This is a genomic window from Salinicola sp. V024, assembly GCF_052645315.1.
The window spans coordinates 1-4,549 of the sequence record NZ_JBQXYB010000031.1; the positions used below are offsets into that span (position 1 = coordinate 1).

6 protein-coding genes are annotated in these 4,549 nt (G+C 58.8%); 2 read left to right on the top strand and 4 right to left on the bottom strand.

The window, feature by feature from the left end:
- Positions 1-288: 288 nt before the first annotated feature.
- The 4 genes from merA to merT are packed head-to-tail and all read right to left on the bottom strand — an operon-like array spanning position 289 to position 2,600.
- The gene (merA, locus tag ACUN9V_RS19790) at positions 289-1,692 is read right to left on the bottom strand and encodes a mercury(II) reductase (protein WP_063255295.1); all 1,404 of its coding nucleotides are present in this window, start codon (positions 1,690-1,692) and stop codon (positions 289-291) included.
- Positions 1,693-1,697: 5 nt separating this feature from the next.
- Entirely contained in the window at positions 1,698-1,937 is a 240-nt protein-coding gene (gene merF / locus ACUN9V_RS19795; RefSeq protein WP_063255297.1) for a mercury resistance system transport protein MerF, read from the bottom strand.
- A gap of 2 nt (positions 1,938-1,939) precedes the next feature.
- Complete coding sequence (gene merP / locus ACUN9V_RS19800; RefSeq protein ID WP_063255299.1) at positions 1,940-2,236, bottom strand: mercury resistance system periplasmic binding protein MerP; 297 nt, start codon at positions 2,234-2,236, stop codon at positions 1,940-1,942.
- 13 nt (positions 2,237-2,249) lie between these two features.
- Complete coding sequence (gene merT, locus ACUN9V_RS19805; protein ID WP_063255302.1) at positions 2,250-2,600, bottom strand: mercuric ion transporter MerT; 351 nt, start codon at positions 2,598-2,600, stop codon at positions 2,250-2,252.
- Between the two features lie 73 nt (positions 2,601-2,673).
- Between merT and merR the strand changes: the two genes are divergently transcribed.
- Both merR and ACUN9V_RS19815 read left to right on the top strand, forming a co-directional pair.
- Positions 2,674-3,120 carry an Hg(II)-responsive transcriptional regulator gene (gene merR / locus ACUN9V_RS19810; RefSeq protein ID WP_063255304.1) on the top strand — a complete coding sequence of 149 codons (447 nt, stop codon included), beginning with the start codon at positions 2,674-2,676 and terminating at the stop codon, positions 3,118-3,120.
- A gap of 78 nt (positions 3,121-3,198) precedes the next feature.
- On the top strand, positions 3,199-4,500 hold the full coding sequence (locus ACUN9V_RS19815) for an ISL3 family transposase (RefSeq protein WP_063255307.1): 1,302 nt from the start codon (positions 3,199-3,201) through the stop codon (positions 4,498-4,500).
- Positions 4,501-4,549: the final 49 nt, after the last annotated feature.

The following is a 4,549-nucleotide window of genomic DNA, read 5'->3' on the forward strand; positions in this document are numbered from 1 at the left end:
ATGCGAGGTAGAAAGGTTGCCGACAAGATCAATCCACAACGGATTAGCTGGTTGATGGCTCGCTCAGTACGCTCACTTGCTAAAGAGTAGATACTTCACCAAACAGGCGATGCCCAGGACCAGCAGCAATAGTAGGGCAGTTCCTATCACTGGCATTATCCAGCCCATCGCCCCCATCATCCCGCAATCGGGTAGTGTCGTGTTCATCATGCCAGGACTCTCTGTGGTGTCTATGCTCAACACCCATGGTGCCGCCTTGGGGCGTCACCATGGTTACGCTCATATCGTTCACCCAGCACAGCAAGACAGCTGCTTGACGTCCTTGGTGAAGGTTTGGGCACAGAGCTTGAGTCCCTCCACCATGGTCAGGTACGGGAATAGCTCATCGGCAATGTCGTTCACGGTCATGCGCGCACGCAGCGCCATGACGGCGGTCTGGATCAGCTCACCAGCTTCGCCCGCGACGGACTGGACACCCAGCAATCGTCCGCTGTCACGCTCAGCGACCATCTTGATGAAGCCCCCGATATCGAAGTTAACCAGGGCCCGGGGCACGTTATCGAGGGTCAGGGTGCGGCTGTCGGTGTCGTATCCCTGAGCCTGGGCCTCTGTCTCGGACAGACCGACGGTGGCCACTTGTGGATCGGTAAAGATCACCTCGGGCATGGTGCTGAGGTCGAGGCTGGCGTCACCGCCGGTCATGTTGATGGCTGCCCGGCTGCCACCGGCGGCAGCCACGTAGACGAACTGGGGCTGATCGGTGCAGTCCCCTGCTGCATAGATGCCGGACGCGGTCGTTTGCAGGTGGTTGTCGATCCGGATCGCGCCGCGCTCGGTAGCCACGCCGACGGCCTCCAGGTTCAGGTTCTCGGTATTGGGTGTGCGGCCACTGGCCACCAGCAGTTGCTCCGCCTCCAAGGTGCCGGCGTTGGTTTGGAGGGTGAACACCTGGCCGTCGTGGGTAATCTCACTTGCCTGGGTCTGCTTGAGCACCTCGATGCCCTCGCGACGGAAGGCCGCTTCCACGGCTTCACCCACCGCCGGGTCTTCCTGCGACAGCACCCGGCTGCGGGCTAGAATGGTGACCCGACTGCCAAGGCGGGCAAAGGCCTGGGCCAACTCGATGGCCACCACCGAGGCACCGATCACAACTAGGCGCTCGGGAATGTGATCCAGCTCCAGCGCACTGGTGGACGTGAGATAGGGAGTCTCGGACAGCCCCGGAACAGGCGGTTCTGCGGGTCTTGCGCCGGTGCCTATAAAGGCCCGCTCAAAGCTCACTGTCTGCTCGCCGCCGTCGTTGAACGTAACCGTCAGAGTGCGTTCGTCCACGAACCGCGCCTCGCCCTTGAGGACGGTAATCGCGGCATTGTCATTGAGAATACTCTGGTACTTGGACTCGCGCAGCTCTTCCACCCGGGCTTGTTGCTGAGCCAGGAGGGCTGAACGATTCACCATCGGTGCCTGGGCGCTCAGACCGTCGTCAAACGGGCTTTCCCGGCGAAGATGGGCGATATGCGCCGCCCGGATCATGATTTTGGACGGTACGCAACCAATGTTGACGCAGGTTCCGCCGATGGTGCCGCGCTCAATCAGCGTTACCCGGGCACCGCGCTCCGTCGCTTTCAGGGCCGCAGCCATGGCACTGCCACCGCTGCCAATCACCGCAATGTGCAGGTTGTTGTCACTCATAAACGTTACTCCTTGGTTGAAGCGCTATCGCAGCAGGCGTCGTGTTTCTTTTTACGCCAGACGGCATAGCAGGTCAGGCCAATGAAAAAGACCAGTGCGGGCAAAAGCACGTAGTCGAGATAGCCGGTGAGGGCTGCCAGGCCTAAGGTTCCCAGCAAAACCACCAGTATTGGGGTAAAGCAGCACAGGGCGACCAGCACCGTGCCGATGACGCTCACCCGCAACAGAGTTTTGGGGTTTGCCATGGTTACTCCTGTTTCTCCTGAGATTGTTTTAGCGTGGACGGATAGCCGGCGTTGGTCGTGGCTTGAGTCAATGCCTCAACGGTCGTTTTCGCATCGTCGAAGGTGACCGTCGCATCGCGTTCTTCATAACGAACATCCACAGAGGTCACACCCTCCACCCGGTTGAGAGCGGCCTTGACGGTGATCGGGCAGGCCGAACAGGTCATGCCAGGGACCGATAGCGTCGCAGTCTGCAGGGCCGCTAAGGCGGGCGTGCTGAACAGGACGAGTAGCGCGATTAAGGCGAAACGAGCTTTCATGGTAGATCTCCTTTCAATAGAACAGGGGCAAGACGTAGGGGAACACCAGAGCGATCAGCACCAGCAGCGATACGAGCCAGAAGATCGCCTTGTAGCCCGTCCTAACCCGTGGCACGGCACACACTTCTCCCGGCTGGCACTTTTCCACTGGTCGAAAGACACGACGCCAAGCGAAGAACATCGCCACCAGCGCGACGCCGATAAAGAACGGGCGATAGGGCTCCAGCGTTGTCAGGTTGCTGATCCAGGCGCCAGAAACGCCCAGCGTGATCAGAACCAGCGGGCCGAGGCAACACGCCGAGGCCAGGAGGGCCGCGACCCCTCCGGCGGCCAGGGGCCCTCGACCCGTTTTAGATGTCCGCATTGACGATTCTCCTTTCAGGATGGGGGTAGCTACGATAAGGTTACTTCCGTAGCTTGGTACGGAGTCAAGCATCATGAAGAGACACGAAGATAAAGTGGCGGACACCATGACCATTGGCGGCCTGGCCAAGGCGGCCAGTGTCAATGTAGAGACAATCCGCTATTACCAGCGGCGAGGGCTACTATCGGAGCCCGAACGACCTCCCGGAGGCATTCGACGCTATAGTGCCGCCGATATCGACAGGTTGACGTTCGTGAAAACGGCGCAGCAGCTGGGCTTTAGTCTGGATGAGATCAGCGACTTACTTCGGCTGGAAGATGGCACCCACTGTCAAGAAGCCAGCGCTCTGGCAGAGCACAAGTTAGGGGACGTCCGCGAGAAGATCGACAGGCTTGAAAGAATTGAGAAGGTGCTGAGCGAAATGGTCGACCGATGCCATGCACAACAAGGCAATATCACTTGCCCGCTAATTGCGTCATTGCATGAAGGGCTCAGAGAAGCAGAAGACTCAAGGGAGTAACTCACCTTCAGTTCGTAGAAAACACCTCTGTCAAAGAGTCGCGATCATCTATGGACCATTTCGACAAGGAAAGTTTGCATGATCAGCTTGCCCGACAACATCCTTCACCTTCCCGAGTACCACGTCCTAGGCACCAAGATGGAAGAGCATGATCTCCATTTTCAGGTTGAAGCGCCGGTCCCTGTGGCCTGTGAAAAATGCGGCGTAGAGAGTGAGCTTGTCAGATTCGGCAAGCGAGATGTCGCTTATCGTGACCTGCCCATTCATGGGAAGCGGGTCACCCTCTGGGTGGTTCGTCGTCGCTATAACTGCCGGGCGTGCGGGAAGACGTTCCGGCCCGGGCTACCGGAAATGGATGACGACCACCGAATGACACGAAGGTTGTACCACCACGTCGAGAAGGAAGCTTTCAACCATCCTTACGCCTACATCGCCGATACCACGGGCCTCGACGAAAAGACCGTCCGCGAGATCTTCAAGACGAAGGCCGAGTTCCTAGCCGCCTGGCACCGCTTCGAAACACCTCGCTGCCTGGGCATCGATGAGCTTTACCTGAACCGCCGTTACCGCTGCATCCTGACCAACCTGGAAGAGCGCACCCTGCTGGATCTGCTGCCCGGTCGCCAGCAGGATGCGGTGACAAGGCGGCTAATGAATATGACCGACCGCCACCAAGTGGAGATCGTCAGCATGGACATGTGGAAGCCCTACCGGCGAGCCGTCCAGACGGTGCTACCACAGGCCCGTATCGTAGTCGATAAGTTCCATGTGGTGCGCATGGCCAACGATGCTATGGAGAGGGTCCGCAAGGGACTCAGGAAGGACCTGAAGGCAAACCAGCGGCGAACGCTCAAGGGTGATAGGAAGATCCTGCTGAAGCGTGCTCACGACGTTTCAGACCGCGAGCGGCTCATCATGGAGACATGGACAGGGGCTTTCCCCCAGCTCCTTGCGGCCTACGAGCACAAGGAGCGGTTCTACCACATCTGGGACATCACCACCCGGCGTGATGCCGAGAAGGCGCTGGCACGCTGGATTGACGACATCCCGCAGGGCCAGAAGGAGGTTTGGAAGGATCTCGTCAGCGCCGTCAGTGGCTGGCGAGAAGAGATGCTGACCTACTTTGAGACCGACACCCCGATCACCAACGCCTTTACGGAGTCGATTAATCGCCTGGCCAAGGACAAGAACCGTGATGGCCGTGGCTACTCATTCGAGGTGATGAGAGCGCGGATGCTGTATACCACCAAGCACAAGAAGAAATCTCCGCAGACTAAGGAATCCCCATTCCTGGGCAGAGCCACCATGACCTACAGCATGGATCTGCCTGAGCCCGAGAAGAACTTCGGCGTCGATCTATCAACCTTCTGGCGGGACTAAGCACTTGGAGGGGCTGGCAGGCACCTTCAACCAGATAATCCGGATACCC

Excerpts from the sequence above, each read along its gene's own strand:
- merA (WP_063255295.1), bottom strand. The coding sequence starts at position 1,692 with ATGAGTGACAACAACCTGCACATTGCGGTGATTGGCAGCGGTGGCAGT.
- merF (WP_063255297.1), bottom strand. The coding sequence starts at position 1,937 with ATGGCAAACCCCAAAACTCTGTTGCGGGTGAGCGTCATCGGCACGGTG.
- merP (WP_063255299.1), bottom strand. The coding sequence starts at position 2,236 with ATGAAAGCTCGTTTCGCCTTAATCGCGCTACTCGTCCTGTTCAGCACG.
- merT (WP_063255302.1), bottom strand. The coding sequence starts at position 2,600 with ATGCGGACATCTAAAACGGGTCGAGGGCCCCTGGCCGCCGGAGGGGTC.
- merR (WP_063255304.1), top strand. The coding sequence starts at position 2,674 with ATGAAGAGACACGAAGATAAAGTGGCGGACACCATGACCATTGGCGGC.
- ACUN9V_RS19815 (WP_063255307.1), top strand. The coding sequence starts at position 3,199 with ATGATCAGCTTGCCCGACAACATCCTTCACCTTCCCGAGTACCACGTC.